The 13,485-nt window shown below is 63.1% G+C and carries 11 protein-coding genes; 9 read left to right on the forward strand and 2 right to left on the reverse strand.

Going from position 1 to position 13,485, the window contains the following annotated elements:
• Nucleotides 1-208: 208 nt before the first annotated feature.
• Nucleotides 209-1,381 carry a dihydrodipicolinate synthase family protein gene (locus ILFOPFJJ_RS00535; RefSeq protein WP_173510109.1) on the reverse strand — a complete coding sequence of 391 codons (1,173 nt, stop codon included), beginning with the start codon at nucleotides 1,379-1,381 and terminating at the stop codon, nucleotides 209-211.
• A gap of 318 nt (nucleotides 1,382-1,699) precedes the next feature.
• Here ILFOPFJJ_RS00535 and ILFOPFJJ_RS00540 point away from each other — a divergent pair, with 318 nt between their 5' ends.
• Genes ILFOPFJJ_RS00540 through ILFOPFJJ_RS00560 form a run of 5 tightly spaced genes read left to right on the forward strand, consistent with a single transcriptional unit; the run spans nucleotide 1,700 to nucleotide 7,640 of the window.
• Nucleotides 1,700-2,743 (forward strand): substrate-binding domain-containing protein, encoded by a 1,044-nt coding sequence (locus tag ILFOPFJJ_RS00540; RefSeq protein ID WP_173508646.1) that lies wholly within the window; start codon nucleotides 1,700-1,702, stop codon nucleotides 2,741-2,743.
• Entirely contained in the window at nucleotides 2,740-3,741 is a 1,002-nt protein-coding gene (locus ILFOPFJJ_RS00545) for a Gfo/Idh/MocA family protein (RefSeq protein WP_173508647.1), read from the forward strand. The genes ILFOPFJJ_RS00540 and ILFOPFJJ_RS00545 overlap by 4 nt, the downstream gene beginning before the upstream one ends.
• A gap of 5 nt (nucleotides 3,742-3,746) precedes the next feature.
• Nucleotides 3,747-5,360 carry an acyl CoA:acetate/3-ketoacid CoA transferase gene (locus ILFOPFJJ_RS00550; protein WP_173508648.1) on the forward strand — a complete coding sequence of 538 codons (1,614 nt, stop codon included), beginning with the start codon at nucleotides 3,747-3,749 and terminating at the stop codon, nucleotides 5,358-5,360.
• Nucleotides 5,353-6,132 carry an enoyl-CoA hydratase/isomerase family protein gene (locus tag ILFOPFJJ_RS00555; RefSeq protein ID WP_173508649.1) on the forward strand — a complete coding sequence of 260 codons (780 nt, stop codon included), beginning with the start codon at nucleotides 5,353-5,355 and terminating at the stop codon, nucleotides 6,130-6,132. The genes ILFOPFJJ_RS00550 and ILFOPFJJ_RS00555 overlap by 8 nt, the downstream gene beginning before the upstream one ends.
• Complete coding sequence (locus tag ILFOPFJJ_RS00560; RefSeq protein ID WP_173508650.1) at nucleotides 6,132-7,640, forward strand: aldehyde dehydrogenase family protein; 1,509 nt, start codon at nucleotides 6,132-6,134, stop codon at nucleotides 7,638-7,640. The genes ILFOPFJJ_RS00555 and ILFOPFJJ_RS00560 overlap by 1 nt, the downstream gene beginning before the upstream one ends.
• A 106-nt stretch (nucleotides 7,641-7,746) precedes the next feature.
• Here the strand turns inward: ILFOPFJJ_RS00560 and ILFOPFJJ_RS00565 are convergent, their stop codons facing one another.
• On the reverse strand, nucleotides 7,747-8,817 hold the full coding sequence (locus tag ILFOPFJJ_RS00565) for a LacI family transcriptional regulator (RefSeq protein ID WP_173508651.1): 1,071 nt from the start codon (nucleotides 8,815-8,817) through the stop codon (nucleotides 7,747-7,749).
• A 331-nt stretch (nucleotides 8,818-9,148) separates the two neighbouring features.
• Here ILFOPFJJ_RS00565 and ILFOPFJJ_RS00570 point away from each other — a divergent pair, with 331 nt between their 5' ends.
• The 4 genes from ILFOPFJJ_RS00570 (at nucleotide 9,149) to ILFOPFJJ_RS00585 (ending at nucleotide 13,481) form a co-directional block, all read left to right on the forward strand.
• Complete coding sequence (locus tag ILFOPFJJ_RS00570; RefSeq protein WP_173508652.1) at nucleotides 9,149-10,393, forward strand: ABC transporter substrate-binding protein; 1,245 nt, start codon at nucleotides 9,149-9,151, stop codon at nucleotides 10,391-10,393.
• Nucleotides 10,394-10,604: 211 nt separating this feature from the next.
• Nucleotides 10,605-11,486: a carbohydrate ABC transporter permease gene (locus ILFOPFJJ_RS00575; protein ID WP_173508653.1), complete on the forward strand. Its 882-nt coding sequence runs from the start codon at nucleotides 10,605-10,607 to the stop codon at nucleotides 11,484-11,486.
• Nucleotides 11,483-12,364 (forward strand): carbohydrate ABC transporter permease, encoded by an 882-nt coding sequence (locus ILFOPFJJ_RS00580; RefSeq protein WP_173508654.1) that lies wholly within the window; start codon nucleotides 11,483-11,485, stop codon nucleotides 12,362-12,364. Before ILFOPFJJ_RS00575 ends, ILFOPFJJ_RS00580 begins: the two co-directional genes overlap by 4 nt.
• A gap of 4 nt (nucleotides 12,365-12,368) precedes the next feature.
• Nucleotides 12,369-13,481 carry an ABC transporter ATP-binding protein gene (locus tag ILFOPFJJ_RS00585; RefSeq protein WP_173508655.1) on the forward strand — a complete coding sequence of 371 codons (1,113 nt, stop codon included), beginning with the start codon at nucleotides 12,369-12,371 and terminating at the stop codon, nucleotides 13,479-13,481.
• Nucleotides 13,482-13,485 lie beyond the last annotated feature (4 nt).

Here is a 13,485-nt window from a genome sequence, read left to right on the forward strand (position 1 = left end):
CGATGATTTTAGGTCGAATCGACCTAAAATCATAAACGTGATCGATTCTAGTAAGTTAGAGCGGGATGCGGGCGGAAAACCGCTCACACTTTCCCTATCCCGCTCTAAAGCGCGTCGCGTTCAATCGGACTCATGCGACGCGCTTTAGGTCCTTGTTTTTATGCATGTCGTTGACCCAAAACCGCTGCACACTTTTGGGCGACATGCATTAGTCCGCCTGTTCGACGCCGAGGACGGCGAGAAAATTGCGCATCCGCGCCGCTGCCAGCTCCGGCTTGTCGAGCACATTGGCCTGGTCGGCGAGGCGGAAGACGTCGGCATAGTGGAGAATCCCGCGGGCGGACTGCAGGCCAGCCGGCAAGGTGAAGTGGCGCTGATGGCCGTTCAGCCAGGCGAGGAAGACGACGCCAGCCTTGTAGTATTGCGTCGGCGCCTCAAAGATCTTGCGCGACAGCGGCACGGTCGGCTCGATCACGCCGCGGAAGGTGGCGACATCGCCATCTGCCAGGGCGGCAAGCGCCTTCGAAGCCGAGGGCGCCACGGCGTCGAAAATGCCGAGCAGCGCATGGCTGTATTTCTGGCCGTCCCCCTCGATCAGTTCCGCGTAGTTGAAATCGTCGCCGGTGAAGCAGAGAACGCCCTCCGGAAGGCCATTGCGCAGCGCCACTTCCTTGGCGTTGTCGAGCAACGAAATCTTGATGCCTTCGACCTTCTCGCTGTTTTCTCCGATGATCGCCAGAACGGTTTCGAGCGCTTCCTCGAAGGTTTCCGATCCCCAATACCCTCTAAGCTGAGGGTCGAACATGTCGCCAAGCCAATGAAGCACGACCTTGTCCTTGGCCTGACGCAGGATGTGGCCGTAGACACGACGGTAGTCGTCGCCGAAACGCGCTACGCGGGCAAGCGCCCGGCTCGCCATCATGATCGCCCGGCCGCCCTCAGCCTCGACGAAGCCGATCTGCTCCTCATAGGCGGCGATTACGTCGTCAATCGAGCGTGCCGCGTCGGGAGAAAGATGGTCGGTGCCGGCGCCGCAGGCGAGATCGGCGCCCGCAACGCTCTTCGCCTCGGCAAGCGAACGGCGGATCAGCTCCTGCGCGTCCGGCCACGCAAGCCCCATGCCGCGCTGGGCGGTGTCCATTGCCTCGGCGATCTTGAAGCCGAGGCTCCAGAGGTGATGGCGAAAGGCCATCGTCGCGTCCCAGTCGATCGCCGGCCTTCCCCAAGGATCGCTATCGCGCAGCGGATCGGAGACGACATGGGCGGCCGCGTAGGCGATGCGATTGAAGGTCGGAACCTGGGCAGGCCGGGCAATGGGCGTTCCCTGCAGCCGGTAATGTTCGAGTGAGCCGTCTTGGCGCGGCAGCGTCAGGCTGGTCATCGGCATTGATCCTCCACTTATGTTGCGGTCACTGAATAATTTAGACCGTTCCAAATTTCAAGATCAAAATGGACGAGCTGCTCGGTGTTTGATCAATCGGCGACCCGGAGTCGATCATCCGCCCAGTCGCCGCGTAGGCGCCAACCCGCATAGTCTCTCAGCTAACTCCCTGAACAGCCTAGCAATTTTGCAGGAACCCGTACGACCCGCATTTCCGTTGCCCCATGCGGACACGCATAAAAAAGTGAATAGAAAGCACTTGACGGAATTGGAACGTTCCAATTATTAAGAAGGCAAGACTTGAAATGGGAGGTCATCGTGGCGAAGGAACGGGTAACGGTTATCGATATAGCGCGCGCCGCCGGCGTGTCGAAATCGACCGTGTCGCTCGTCCTGCAGGGGAGTTCCCTCGTCAATGAGGCGACGCGGGCGAAGGTGAACGCGGCGATCCGCGAGCTTGGCTATGTCTACAACCGCAGCGCCGCGAATTTGCGCCAGTCGAAGTCGAAGATCATCGGCATCGTCGTCAATGACCTGACCAACAGCTTCTTCGCTGAACTCGCGGTCGGTGTCGATGCCGTCGTGCAGTCCGCCGGTTTCGTGCAGTTCCTCGCCAATACCAGCGAAAAAATCGAGCGCCAGCGCGAGGTGATCGCGTCCATGCGCGAGCACGGCGTGTCGGGTCTCATCATTTCGCCGGCGCGTGGAACCGAAGCCTCCGATCTCGCGCCGCTCGTCGAGAGCGGCATTCCCGTCGTGCTCGTCGTTCGCGATATTGCCGGTGCCGGCGTTTCCTCGCTGACGTCGGACAATCACGCCGGCGCTGTTGCTGCCGTCCGTCACCTGATCGAGCGCGGCCACCGCCGCATCGCCTTTCTGGGCGGCTTTGCCGATACCGCAGTCTTCGAGTCACGCGTGCGCGGCTATCGGGATGCGCTGCTAGAGGCCGGACTCGGCCCGCAAAGTGAGCTGGTCATCGGCTCCGCACCGTCGCGCGCCGGTGGCGTCACGGCCATCGAGCAGGCGATGATGCTGAAAGAACGGCCGACCGCGGCGCTCTGCTTCAACGACGCCGTCGCCTTCGGAGTTTGCGACGGCTTGCGGGCACGGCGGCTGGAGCCGGGGGCGGATTTTGCCGTGATCGGCTTCGACGACGTGATCGAGGCGAAGACGGCGGTGCCGGCGCTCACCACGGTTTCCGTCGATCCGCAGGGCATGGGCGAGCGCGCGGCGGAATTGCTTTTGAAGCAGATCAAAGCGGGCCGCGCGGAACCGGAAGCGATCGTCAGCTCGGTGCGGCTTGTCGTCCGCCAGAGCTGCGGCGCAGCGGCCGAACGAAGAATGAAGGAGGTCTCGTCATGATTCGCTGGGGACTGATCGGCGCGAGCACGATCGCGCGCGAGTGGGTAATCGGCGCCATCCGCGCCACGGGGGGAGAGGTCGTCTCGGTGATGAGTTCGAGCGCGGAGCGGGGCCAGGCTTACGCGGCGGAGAACGGCATCGCCAAGGCCGTCACGCGCCTCGACGAGCTCGTCGGCGACCCGGATATCGATGGCGTCTACATCTCGACAACCAACGAGTTGCACCACGATCAGGCGCTGGCGGCGGTCCGTGCCGGCAAGCACGTTCTCTGTGAGAAGCCGCTGGCGATGAATCTCAACGATGGTTGCGAAATGGTGCTGACGGCGTGTGAGGCCGGCGTCGTGCTCGGCACGAATCATCACCTACGCAATGCCGCCACGCATCGCGCCATGCGCGAAGCGATCGCCGCGGGCCGGATCGGCAGGCCGATTGCGGCGCGGGTGTTCCACGCCGTCTATCTGCCGCCGCATCTGCAGGGCTGGCGGCTCGACAAGCCGGAGGCCGGCGGTGGCGTCATCCTCGATATCACCGTGCACGACGCCGACACGCTGCGTTTCATCCTTAACGACGACCCGATCGAGGCGGTGGCGATCAGCCATAGCGCCGGCATGGGCAAGGAGGGGCTGGAGGATGGCGTCATGGGGGTCTTACGCTTCCGTTCGGGCGTGATCGCCCAGTTCCACGATGCTTTTACGACGAAATATGCCGAGACCGGCCTCGAAGTGCACGGCACCGAAGGCTCGCTGATCGGTCGCAACGTGATGACGCAGCGGCCCGTCGGCACCGTCGTTCTGCGCGATGAAGAGGGCGAGAGCGAACTGCCTCTCGACCACCGCAATCTCTACGAGACGGCGCTTGCGGCCTTCCACGCCGCGATTGAGGGGAACGGCGCACCCTCCGCCACCGGCGAAGACGGAGTTTGGTCGCTGGCGGCCGGCCTCGCGGTGGTGAAGGCGGCGGCCACCGGCATGGCCGTCCAGATCGAAACGGGACTTTGAACTCCATGAGCAAGCACATTTCACCGGCGGAAGCGGCGGCCCTGATACCCGACGGCGCGGTCGTTTCCGTCTCCTCCTCCAGTGGCCTCGGCTGCCCGGACCTGATGCTGAAGGCTATCGGCGAGCGCTTCAACGCGACCGGCCATCCGCGCGACCTGACGACCCTGCATCCGATCGCGGCCGGTGACATGAGCGGGATCAAGGGTGTCGATTACATCGCCAAGAAGGGCCTCCTGAAGAAGATCATCGGAGGGTCCTATCCCTCCGGTCCGTCCAGCGCCGAACCGCCGCTGATCTGGCAGATGATCGGTGCCGACGAAGTGGCCGCCTACAACATTCCTTCCGGCATTCTCTTCGACATGCATCGCGAGGCGGCGGCGAAACGCCCGGGCGTCATGACCAAGGTCGGGCTCGATACCTTCGTCGATCCGTCACGCGAAGGCTGTGCCATGAACGCGTCCGCCGCAGCCGAGCCTGTCGTGAAGAAGGTCACCTTCGAGGGCGAGGACTGGCTCTATTTCAAGGCGATCACGCCTCAGGTGGCGATCATCCGGGCAACGACGGCGGACGAGCGCGGCAATCTCACTTATGAGCATGAGGGCGCCTATCTCGGCGGGCTGGACCAAGCGCTTGCCGCACGCAACAACGGCGGAATCGTGATTGCCCAGGTCAAGCGCATCACCAAGGAAGGGTCGCTGAGACCGCATGACGTCCGCGTGCCAGGCGTGCTGGTCGACTATGTGGTCGTCGATCCGGACCAGAAGCAGACGACCCAGACGCTTTACGATCCCGCCATCTCCGGCGAGATCTTCCGCCCGCTCGACAGCTTCCGCGTTCCCGAATTCAGCATCCAGAAGGTGATTGCCCGCCGCGTCGCGCAGGAGCTCGAAGCGGGCAGTGCGGTCAATCTCGGTTTCGGAATTTCCGCCAACGTGCCGCGGATCCTGCTGGAGGAAGGTCTGCACGGCGCGGTCACCTGGGTGATCGAGCAGGGGGCGGTTGGCGGCGTGCCGCTCCTCGATTTCGCCTTCGGCTGCGCGTCGAATGCCGACGCCTTCATGCCGTCGCCCTACCAGTTCACCTATTTCCAGGGCGCGGGCTTCGATGCCTCGCTGCTTTCGTTCCTGGAAATCGACCGCACCGGATCGGTCAACGTGTCGAAGCTCAGCTTCCGCCCGCATGTGACGGCGGGTGCGGGCGGCTTCGTCGACATCACCGCGCGGGCGAAAAAGATCGTCTTCTCGGGCATGTTCAATGCCGGCGCAAAACTCGCGGTCGCCGACGGCAGGCTTGTCATAGAGAGGGAAGGCAAGCTGAAAAAGCTTGTCGATCAGGTCGAGCACGTGACTTTCTCCGGCCGCCGCGCGGTCGAGCAGGGGCAGGACGTCACCTATGTGACTGAGCGTTGCGTGATGAAGCTGACGCCCGACGGCATCGTGCTCACCGAAATCGCGCCCGGCGCGGACCTGCAGGAACATATCCTCGACCAGTCGGAATTTCCGTTGATCGTGTCCGACCAGCTGAAGCAGATGGATAGCGCGCTGTTCAACGAGGCGCCGCTCGGTCTGACTTTGCCGGCGAAGGCCGCGCGAAGCATCGCGGGAGGCACCCATGGCTGACGAACGCATGCGGGTCGAGGTCGAGGACGCCGTCGCGATCATGACCGTGTCCAGGCCTGAAAAGCTCAACGCCTTCGACATCGATATGCTGAAGGCCCTCGCTGCCGCCTGCGACACGGTCGAGGCGAACCGCGATGTGCGCGTCGCGATCCTGACCGGCGAGGGCAAGGCCTTCTCTGCTGGCGGCGACATCAAGGCCTGGGGCGGCATGGACGCGGCCGAATTCGGTCACGACTGGGTGCGCTTCGGCCATCGTGTCTTCGAACGGCTGGCGACGCTCCGCATGCCGGTGATCGCAGCCTTGAACGGCCACGCGCTCGGCGGTGGGCTGGAACTGGCGGCGGCGGCCGACATCCGCATCGCCGAAAAGCAGGTAAAGATCGGACTTCCCGAAACGAGCCTCGGCATGGTGCCCGGCTGGTCGGGCACACAACGGCTCGTCTCCCGCTTCGGTGCGCAGATCGTGCGGCGCATGGTGCTCGGCGGCGAGATGTTCTCGGCGGAAGGGGCGAAGGCCGAAGGGCTGGTCGATGCCGTCGTCGAGACGGGCACGGTCATGCAGGCTGCGCGGGACTATGCCGCCCGCATCGCAAGCCGCGGGCCCGCGGCGCTGGAAATATCGAAACTGATGATCGCCTCGGCGAACGGCGAGGACAAGGGCGCGGCAGTCGAGGCGCTGGGCTCGATCCTTGTCGCCAAGACCGGCGATCTCAAGGAGGGCGTCGCGGCCTTCAGCGAAAAGCGCGAAGCGCGCTTCAAGGGAGAATGGTGATGACGGTTCTGGTGAAACCCAAGGCGCTCGGCGATTACAAGGTTCGCGAATTCCGGATGCTGATCGACGGCAAGTGGGTCGATGGCGCCGAAGGCCGCACGATCGAGCGGGTGGCGCCCGGCCATGGCGTGACCGTCAGCCGTTACCAGGCGGCGACGAAGATCGATGCCGAACGCGCGATCGCGGCGGCAAGGCGCGCCTTCGATGACGGTCGCTGGCCGCGGATGACCGCGTCGGAGCGGTCGCTGATCCTGCTGCGCGCCGCCGACATGATCGCCGCGCGCACCGATGAACTCGCCTTTCTCGATGCGATCGAATCCGGCAAGCCGATCAGCCAAGCCAAGGGCGAACTGGCCGGCGCGGCCGACATCTGGCGTTATGCCGCTGCACTCGCCCGCGATCTCTCCGGCGAAAGCTACAATACCCTCGGCGACGGCACGCTCGGGGTCGTGCTGCGCGAAGCGATCGGCGTGGTTTCGATCATCACGCCGTGGAATTTCCCCTTCCTGATCGTCAGCCAGAAGCTGCCCTTCGCACTTGCCGCCGGCTGCACGACGGTGGTGAAACCGTCGGAACTGACGTCCGGCTCGACCCTCGTTCTCGGCGAAATTCTCGAGGCGGCTGGTGTGCCGGCCGGCGTCGTCAACATCATCGTCGGCACGGGGCCGGAGGCCGGCGCACCGCTCACGAGCCACGCGGATGTCGACATGGTTTCCTTCACCGGCTCGACCGGTGTCGGCCGGCTTACCATGGCGAACGCCGCGCAAACGCTGAAGAAGGTCTCGCTCGAACTCGGCGGCAAGAACCCGCAGATCGTCTACCCGGATGCCAACCTCGACGAATTAATCGATGCCGCCGTCTTCGGTGCCTATTTCAATGCTGGCGAATGCTGCAATGCCGGCTCGCGGCTGATTCTCCACCGCGACATCGCCGACGAGGTCACGGCGCGCATCGCCAGCCTCTCGGCCAAGGTGAAGGTCGGCGATCCGCTCGACCCTGAAACGCAGGTTGGTGCAATCATCACGCCCCAGCATCTCGAAAAGATCGCTGGCTATGTTTCTTCGGCCTCGAGTGATGGCGCGACCGTTGCCCATGGCGGTGCGGCGCTCGATCTCGGCATGGGGCAGTTCATGGCGCCGACCATCCTCTCGGCCGTCCGGCCGGAAATGGCGGTCGCCCAGGAAGAGGTGTTCGGTCCGGTCCTCTCCGTCCTCACCTTCGACACGACGGAGGAGGCGATCCGTATCGCCAACTCCATCGACTACGGGCTCTCGGCCGGCGTCTGGAGTCGCGATTTCGACACGTGTCTCACGATCGGACGGCGCGTGCGCGCCGGAACGATCTGGATGAACACCTTCATGGACGGCGCGTCCGAACTGCCCTTCGGCGGCTACCGGCAATCCGGTCTCGGCCGCGAACTCGGGCGCCATGCAGTGGAGGACTATACCGAGACCAAGACGCTCAACATGCATATCGGCCAGCGCACCAGCTGGTGGATGCCGCGCTGAGATCGGATCCGGAGGAGGCTGAAAAGTGCAGACGCCGACGGCAAGCGAGGAAAAGATCGGGAGGCGCTATCCGCACCCCCGTGCGCGCCGGCCTGTCGCCTTGGCTTCAGCTCGCCGCGCCCGCGGCTTGCGTCTCGAAGGGAAGCTCGGGACTCAGCAGCAATTGCAGTTCATTGATGTCCGTGCTGCCGGCGATGCGGCGCAGGAGGATGCGGCCCATATGCTCGCCGGTCGCGGTCAGATCCTCGTAGATCGTGTCGACCCGCGGCTGGATCGCGCCCAGCAACTGCGACGTCTGCTTGGCGACGATGTCGTATTCGAGCCCAAGCGTCAGGCCGCAATCGGTCATGCCGGTGATCGTTGCGAGCGCGCATACCTCACCGCCGCAGGCGAAACCGTCCGGAGGGTCCTTCTCCGCGTAACGTCGGCGAATGCGGTCGCGGATGGCGCCCGCCGGGCTGTCCAGATCGATGTCGGAAAGAATTTCATAGGCGCAGCCGGCCTCGCGCACCGCGGTCATGAAGCCGTGCTGGATGTGGCCGGCGAAGGTGTAGCCCGCTGGACCGCTGATGAGCGCCAGCTTGCGCCGCCCTTTTGCGATCAGCCGGCGCGTCGCTTCGTAGGCGAAAGTGAAATTGTCGTAGTCGACGAAGGCATGCGCCGTCGCGAGTTCGGTGCGGCCATGCGTGACGAAAGGGAAGCCGTTTTCGGAGAGCAGCATGACCCGCGGATCGAGCGGTTCGGTGCGCGAGAAGATCAAGCCGTCCGCCATGCTGTTGCGGATGATGTAGTTGATCGCATCGATATTCGCGGCGTTCAGGAAATTCGGCATGACGATCAGGTGGTACGACGTGCCTTGGAGCGCCTTGGCGATGCCGGCCATGACGGAGGTTCCGTAACCCAGGATTTCCTCGTGCGGCTCGAGCAGGACGGCGATGACGTTGGTGCGACCGGTTTTCAGGCGCTGGGCGGCGCGGTCCGGCGAGTAACCGATGTCGAGCGCCACCTGGCGGACGCGGTTGCGCGTGTCGATCGATATCTGCGGGGCGTTGGCCAGCGCCCGCGACACGGTGGTGACGGCAAGACCGGTGATGTCCGCGATGGTGCGCAGCGTCGGCTTGCCGCGGCTGTTTGCCGGGCCGTTGCCGGACCTGACGGATTTGGAGCGAGCTGCCAATGGTTCTTTCCTGCGAACGATCAAGAGCGGTTTTGTAACGTGACGCGAACCATTAGGCAATCGTATGATGAAAACGTTTTAAATGGACGAACGGAGCCAATTTTGTTGCGCTGCATCATGCCCGCGATGTCGTATAATCCAGCAAATTCAGGCCGTTTAGGTGACAAGACTGCGGAACGATCCCCAGCGCTTGACTTGGTGGTATTTGTAACGTTTTAAATTGGCCGGGCGGCGCATGCCGCAGGCCCATTGCCGTCCGGTGAAGACGGGCGGCATTCAAAAAAGGCGGGAGGAGATTCCGCTTCGGTAACTTGCAAACGGGAGGATAACGATGCGCAAGTTGATGACGACGACAGCTGTTGCAGCACTGATGTTGGCGGCGACAGCCGCGCGCGCAGCAGAGAACGTGGAAGTGTTGCACTGGTGGACGTCCGGTGGCGAAGCTGCGGCACTCGATGTTCTCAAAAAGGATCTGGAAGGCAAGGGCATCGGCTGGACCGATATGCCGGTCGCCGGCGGCGGCGGCACCGAAGCAATGACCGTGCTTCGCGCCCGCGTCACCTCCGGTAATGCTCCGACGGCGGTGCAGATGCTCGGCTTCGACATTCTCGACTGGGCAAAGGAAGGCGCGCTCGGCAACCTCGACGACATTGCCGCCAAGGAGGGCTGGGACAAGGTGGTTCCGACCGCCCTGCAGCAATTCTCGAAATATGACGGCCACTGGATCGCCGCTCCGGTCAACGTCCATTCGACGAACTGGGTCTGGATCAACAAGGCTGCACTCGACAAGGCCGGCGGCAAGGAGCCGGCGAACTGGGATGAGCTGATCGCGCTGCTCGACAAATTCAAGGAGCAGGGCATCACGCCGGTCGCCCATGGCGGTCAGCCCTGGCAGGATGCGACGATCTTCGACGCCGTCGTGCTCTCGCTCGGCAACGACTTCTACAAGCAGGCCTTCATCGACCTCGATCCGGCGGCGCTCGGCGGCGACAAGATGAAGGAAGCCTTCGACCGCATGACGAAGCTCCGTTCCTATGTCGACGACAACTTCTCCGGCCGCGACTGGAATCTCGCTTCGGCCATGGTCATCGAAAACAAGGCCGGCCTGCAGTTCATGGGCGACTGGGCAAAGGGCGAGTTCCTGAAGGCGAAGAAGGTGCCGGGCACCGATTTCGTCTGCATGCGCTTCCCGGGAACGCAAGGATCGGTCACCTTCAACTCCGACCAGTTCGCCATGTTCAAGGTCTCGGAAGACAAGGTTCCGGCACAATTGCAGATGGCCTCTGCCATCGAAAGCCCGACCTTCCAGTCGGCTTTCAACGTCGTCAAGGGATCCGTTCCGGCCCGTACCGACGTTCCGGATACCGACTTCGACGCCTGCGGCAAGAAGGGCATCAAGGACCTCGCGGAAGCCAACGCAAACGGCACGCTCTTCGGCTCCATGGCCCATGGCCACGCCAACCCGGCCTCCGTCAAGAACGCGATCTACGACGTCGTGACCCGCCAGTTCAACGGCGAGCTCAGCTCGGAAGACGCGGTGAAGGAACTCGCCGCGGCGGTCGAGGCCGCGAAGTAAGCGGGACCGAGGGATTGCCCCTCATCCGCCTGCCGACACCTTCTCCCCGCTCGCGGGGAGAAGGACGAGGGCGGTCCGCTCCGGCGTTCCCCTTTCCCCTTGTTGGGGCGAGCTGGTGCACCTCCGTCCCTCTCCGCGCAAATGGGGAGGGTTAGAGTGAGGAGCAGACGCGCGGAACGAACGAAACGATACGTCAACGGTGGTAACGATCATGGATAGCCGCACCCGGCTGCAGGAGCTTTTGCCCAAGCTCGTGCTCGCCCCCAGCTTTCTCATAGTTCTGGTGTTCGTCTACGGCTTCATTGCCTATACCGGCTTCCTCTCGATGACGGACAGCAAGATGCTGCCGTCCTACAATTTCGTCGGCCTGCTGAATTACAGCCGGCTCTGGGCTCTGCCGCACTGGTGGCGGGCGGTCAGCAACCTCGCGATCTTCGCGACGCTTTATATCGCCATCTGCTCGGTGCTGGGGCTGGCGCTCGCCATCCTGCTCGACCAGAAGATCAGGGCCGAGGGGTTCCTTCGACCGATCTATCTCTACCCGATGGCGCTTTCCTTCATCGTCACCGGAACGGCGTGGAAGTGGTTCCTCGATCCCGGCATCGGGCTTGAGAACACCATGCATCTCTGGGGCTGGGAAAGCTTCTCCTTCAACTGGATCAAGGACCGCAACTTCGCGATCTACTGCGTCGTCATTGCCGCCGTCTGGCAATCGACCGGCTTCATCATGGCGATGTTCCTGGCTGGCCTGCGCGGCGTCGACAATGAAATAATCAAGGCCGCCCAGATCGACGGGGCGAAGACGTCCACCATCTATCGTCGGATCATCATTCCACTGATGCGGCCCGTCTTCCTCTCGGCCTTCGTCGTCCTCGCCCATCTTGCGATCAAGGCTTACGACCTCATCATCGCCTTGACCGGCGGCGGGCCGGGCCAGGCGACCGAACTGCCGGCGACCTTCATGTATTCCTACACCTTCACCCGCAACCAGATGGGCATCGGCGCATCCTCGGCGATCATCATGCTGGTGATGATCTTCTCGATCATCATTCCCTACCTCTATTCCGAAATCCGGGGAGGAAAACGCCAATGAGAGCCCCCAATCCAGACAATGTCATCTCGCACAACCGCCTGGCGCGGGCACTGATCTACACGGCGCTGATCCTCTTTGCGCTCTATTCGCTGCTGCCGCTCTATGTGATGGTGGTGAATTCGCTGAAGCCGCTCGACGAAATCCGCCAGGGCGGCATGCTGAACCTGCCGGAGACCTGGACGGTCGAGCCCTGGCTTTCGGCCTGGTCGACGGCGCAGATCGGCGTTCAGCCGACCGGCCTTCGTCCCTTCTTCATCAATTCGATCCTGATGGTGGTCCCGGCGGTCGCCATCTCGACGATCATTGGCGCGCTCAACGGCTACGTGCTGACCAAGTGGCGTTTTCCGGGAGCAAACATCTTCTTCGGAATGCTGCTGCTCTCCTGCTTCATCCCGTTCCAGATCGTGCTGATCCCGATGGCGCGCATTCTCGGCGTGCTAGGTATTGCCGGATCGATCTGGGGGCTGATCCTCGTGCATGTGGTTTACGGCATCGGCTTCACGACGCTTTATTTCCGCAACTACTACGAGGCCTTCCCAACCGAACTGGTGCGCGCGGCGCAGATCGACGGCGCGAGCTTCTTCCAGATCTTCCGGCGCATCATGCTGCCGTCTTCCGGGCCGATCATTGTCGTGTCGGTGATCTGGCAGTTCACCAATATCTGGAACGACTTCCTGTTCGGTGCCTCGTTCTCGGGACCCTTTTCGACGCCGATGACGGTCGCGCTCAACAACCTGGTTTCGTCGTCCACGGGGGTCAAGGAATACAACGTCCACTTCGCGGGCGCGATCCTCGCCGCCCTGCCAACGCTCATCGTCTACATCGTGTCCGGCCGCTACTTCGTCCGCGGGCTGATGTCCGGCGCCGTGAAAGGATAAGCTCATGTCTTTCTTGAAAATCAGCAACCTGCGCAAATCCTACGGCTCTCTTGAAATCCTCAAGGACATCAACCTGGAGATCGAGAAGGGCGGGTTCCTCGTCCTCGTCGGTCCGTCGGGCTGCGGCAAGTCGACCCTCCTGAACACGATCGCGGGCCTGGAACCGATCACCTCGGGGGACATCGCAATCAACGGCCGGTCGGTCTCGGGGCTTCACCCGTCGAAGCGCGATATCGCCATGGTGTTCCAGTCCTATGCGCTCTACCCGAACATGACGGTCGCCGGAAACATCGCCTTCGGCATGGAAATCCGCGGCGTGCCGAAGGAGGAGCGCGAGAAGGCGATCAAGCAGGTTGCCGACATGCTGCAGATCGGCCATCTCCTCGACCGCAAGCCGAGCCAGCTTTCCGGTGGCCAGCGCCAGCGCGTCGCCATGGGCCGCGCGCTCGTACGCAATCCGCAGGTCTTCCTCTTCGACGAGCCTCTGTCGAACCTTGATGCGAAACTGCGTGTCGATATGCGCACCGAGATCAAGCGCCTGCATCACCGCATGAAGACCACGATCGTCTACGTGACGCACGACCAGATCGAGGCGATGACGCTCGCCACCAAGATCGCCGTCTTGAGGGATGGGGTGTTGCAGCAGTTCGGCTCGCCGGCCGAGATCTACAACAATCCGGCCAACATGTTCGTCGCCGACTTCATGGGGTCACCGGCGATGAACCTGCTGACTGCCCGCATCGAAAAGACTGGCGCCGATGTAGCAGTCACGCTGGCGCGGCCGAACGCCGAGCCATTGAAGCTCGCCGTGCCGCATAACGGCGCGCTATCCGCCTATGCCGGCAAGGATGTCGTGTTCGGCATCCGGCCGGAGGCCCTGACGGACCCCGACGGTGCCGACCGTAACGCGAAATATGTCGCGGAAGGCGAGTGCCTGATCGAGGTGGTCGAGCCGGCCGGCTCCGACACCTTTGCGGTGACGCGTCTCGGCGGCAAGGAAATCGTCGCCCGACTGCGCGCCGACGCGCGCATCGCACCCGGTCAAACGTCGCGGCTCGCCTTCAACCTCGACAAGGCGGTGTTCTTCGATCCGCAAAGCCAGATGCGGATCGCGTGAGCAT

Origin of the sequence: Sinorhizobium psoraleae (assembly GCF_013283645.1) — a bacterium.
GTDB classification, from domain to species: domain Bacteria; phylum Pseudomonadota; class Alphaproteobacteria; order Rhizobiales; family Rhizobiaceae; genus Sinorhizobium; species Sinorhizobium psoraleae.

What these genes read in the sequence shown, in the direction of transcription:
- ILFOPFJJ_RS00560 (WP_173508650.1), top strand. Translation starts at nt 6,132, where the DNA reads ATGACGGTTCTGGTGAAACCCAAGGCGCTCGGCGATTACAAGGTTCGC.
- ILFOPFJJ_RS00570 (WP_173508652.1), top strand. Translation starts at nt 9,149, where the DNA reads ATGCGCAAGTTGATGACGACGACAGCTGTTGCAGCACTGATGTTGGCG.
- ILFOPFJJ_RS00535 (WP_173510109.1), bottom strand. Translation starts at nt 1,381, where the DNA reads ATGACCAGCCTGACGCTGCCGCGCCAAGACGGCTCACTCGAACATTAC.
- ILFOPFJJ_RS00555 (WP_173508649.1), top strand. Translation starts at nt 5,353, where the DNA reads ATGGCTGACGAACGCATGCGGGTCGAGGTCGAGGACGCCGTCGCGATC.
- ILFOPFJJ_RS00575 (WP_173508653.1), top strand. Translation starts at nt 10,605, where the DNA reads ATGGATAGCCGCACCCGGCTGCAGGAGCTTTTGCCCAAGCTCGTGCTC.
- ILFOPFJJ_RS00585 (WP_173508655.1), top strand. Translation starts at nt 12,369, where the DNA reads ATGTCTTTCTTGAAAATCAGCAACCTGCGCAAATCCTACGGCTCTCTT.
- ILFOPFJJ_RS00580 (WP_173508654.1), top strand. Translation starts at nt 11,483, where the DNA reads ATGAGAGCCCCCAATCCAGACAATGTCATCTCGCACAACCGCCTGGCG.
- ILFOPFJJ_RS00550 (WP_173508648.1), top strand. Translation starts at nt 3,747, where the DNA reads ATGAGCAAGCACATTTCACCGGCGGAAGCGGCGGCCCTGATACCCGAC.
- ILFOPFJJ_RS00545 (WP_173508647.1), top strand. Translation starts at nt 2,740, where the DNA reads ATGATTCGCTGGGGACTGATCGGCGCGAGCACGATCGCGCGCGAGTGG.